Below are 2441 nucleotides of genomic sequence, written 5' to 3'. Positions count from 1 at the left end.
AGAATTTCACGCAATTCGTTCTTTACGGGCTGTGCAAAGTACGGCTGCGTCGGATCGCTTCGTACCGTCGAAATGAGTGACCCGTCGCGCATCGCCATGAGGCCAGACAAGAAGAGCAGATCGCCGGCGCGGATCGCGGGTGTGCTCCCACTGAACAGCGAAGCAATTGGCGCCACGACCTCTTTGACCGTCGCACCGTCCTTGGCCAGCGCAATGGTATTAATTTCGATCCGGAGCTCCGGCATAATGAAGCCGGGCGTCTCTGTCGCAATGATCGTCGTCGGGGGCTGAACCGGGAAGTGCTGCGCCCAGACTTGGCGGAAACCCGGAATATCCGCTTGGTCGCGCAAATAGACCTGCGCCTTCACGATAGTTTCCAGGCTCGCGTTCGCGGCCTCCAGTGTCGGCTTCAGCTTTCGTCGAATAATGAAATCGGTCTCCAGCATGATGGGCGTGCCCTTCCACAAACCATGGGCACGTTTCGCTTCCGGGTCGACCGGGGCATCTGCTTCCTTCAGCGCCTCGGCCGTTTGACCAGGCACGAAGCGAAAATCGCCGGCGCTCAGCGAAGGGCTATATCCGGAGCTTGCGTGAATTTTGTATGCTCCGTCTTTGGCGTGCTGCACTTGAAAGTCCCGGCCCGGAACGGCCGCCATGACCTGAACTTCCATCGTCTGCTCGGTGCGCGGAAACCGCCGATGCAAGTTCGACGTCGAGGGCGGAATCCGGCCTTTAAAGAACTCCCGTCTAACCTGATGATAGCCGTCGACCACATCGGGAGATGTGTAGTACTGATCGATGCGAACGATGTCTTCCGGACTCGATCCACCCGCCGCGAGCACATCGGCCACATTTTGGAAGATGCGCTTGGCTTCACGATGCGCCTGCGATGGACCATCGAAGGGGTGACCGGATTGAAGCACCTCAGACGCAATTGCGTCTTTGTAATCGGTACCGCATTGGCCTGTGGCGAAGACCCAGCGTCCTGCCCGTACTCCGCGCGCCCATTGAAAAGGTGTATTCGGAATGGGGACGGGCAATATGGCTTCAATCCGGGAGCGGTCTCTGTCCTTGTTCATTCACCGAACCTTTTGGCGCGCTACTCGTCATGCAAGTTTCGCTCCGTCCCGAACCGCATGCAACCTGGTCGGAGCCGCGTGAGCCGTGGCGTTCGGAAATGCCGTTCGAACTTCCGTGCTTCGGAAAAACAAGCGATCTAGCCAACACTTGACCCAGATCATCGGCTCAAGGCGCCTCTAAATACCCTTTTCCGGGCGCGCACACGGCGCGCGTGCATCCAAGATGTGAATGCCGAGGGCGGCTTACCGCTTCGGATAGGCCGCTATCATGTCCAATTCGACGCGCGCACCCGGCGTCGACAGTTGATTAACGCAGACCGTCGTGCTTGCCGGAGTCCACGAACCGAAATACTGCCCCATCGTTGCCATCAGCTCGTCCATGTCGCGCATGTCGGTCAGGTAGCGCGTGATCTTGATCACGTCGGTCCAAGTCAGGCCTTCGTGGTCGAGGATCGACTTGATGTTTTCCATCGCAAGTCGCGCCTGATCCGCGATCCTCACGGGATGATTGTGCTCCGACAGCACATGCGGGTGCTTATGGTAGAGCGGCGACGGGGTAGCGCCCGAGATGAACAGGAGATCGCCCGGCGCGGTGACGCGGATCGCCGGTGCGTAAGGCATGTCCGGCTTGCGCTCGGGAATAGTTTGAATTTCACCGAGTGACGGATTGCTTGGCGAGATTTTGAAGGGCGGCTTCAATGCGGCCATGGCGCGTACTCCCTGTTGCGACGAGTCTCTGCACATCGGCCGGCCACGCGTCAACGTCCGCTCGACTAGCTGGGCCTTCGATGCGACATCACGGATCGACTGTCGGCCGGCCCGATACTGGCATTCACCGAAACAGCGCCTTAGACTTTCGGCCTCGGGCTCCATCGCAAGAGGCACGCCATGACATTAAACCGCCGCCGCCTGCTCGCACTCACCGCCGGAACGACATTTTTAGCAGCTGCTCCCTCCGTGCTCCGCGCCGCAGAGCCGCGAGAACGGATTCGGATCGGTCTCGTCCCCTTGATCTCTTCCGGACCGATCTTCATCGCGGAAGCGCAGAAATTGTTCGATAAGGTCGGCCTCGATGCCGAGCTGAAATATTTCGCCGACGGCGCGCTCGCGATGCCGGCATTGGTAGCCGGCGAATTGGACGTGACTGCCACCACGCTGAATGCCGGGCTGTTCAATACCGTGGCCAAGGGCGCCCCGTTCAAGCTCATCCTCGACCGCGGCAGTGAAAAGCCCGGGCACGGCTCGATGACGATCGTCGCAAGCAACGCGATGTACGAGGCGGGTTACCGTTAGGCAAACGACGGCGCCAAGCTCAAGGGCAAGAAGATCGCGATCCAGGCACCGGGCAGCATCGATCAATAT

3 protein-coding genes are annotated in these 2441 nt (G+C 59.6%); 1 reads left to right on the top strand and 2 read right to left on the bottom strand.

Going from position 1 to position 2441, the window contains the following annotated elements; genetic code table 11:
- A partial coding sequence (locus VJV58_RS13220; RefSeq protein WP_324137802.1) for a RidA family protein occupies positions 1–1079 on the bottom strand: 1079 nt, incomplete at its 3' end.
- A gap of 243 nt (positions 1080–1322) precedes the next feature.
- Positions 1323–1787: a RidA family protein gene (locus VJV58_RS13215; protein ID WP_324137801.1), complete on the bottom strand. Its 465-nt coding sequence runs from the start codon at positions 1785–1787 to the stop codon at positions 1323–1325.
- A gap of 180 nt (positions 1788–1967) precedes the next feature.
- On the opposite strand from VJV58_RS13215, the gene VJV58_RS13210 reads away from it, so the two are divergent.
- Positions 1968–2372 (top strand): ABC transporter substrate-binding protein, encoded by a 405-nt coding sequence (locus VJV58_RS13210; RefSeq protein ID WP_324137800.1) that lies wholly within the window; start codon positions 1968–1970, stop codon positions 2370–2372.
- Positions 2373–2441: the final 69 nt, after the last annotated feature.

It is taken from the genome of Bradyrhizobium sp., from assembly GCF_035273305.1.
GTDB lineage: Bacteria > Pseudomonadota > Alphaproteobacteria > Rhizobiales > Xanthobacteraceae > Bradyrhizobium.
This window is presented reverse-complemented; position numbering and strand designations above follow the sequence as displayed.

What these genes read in the sequence shown, in the direction of transcription:
- VJV58_RS13215 (WP_324137801.1), bottom strand. Translation starts at nt 1,787, where the DNA reads ATGGCCGCATTGAAGCCGCCCTTCAAAATCTCGCCAAGCAATCCGTCA.
- VJV58_RS13210 (WP_324137800.1), top strand. Translation starts at nt 1,968, where the DNA reads ATGACATTAAACCGCCGCCGCCTGCTCGCACTCACCGCCGGAACGACA.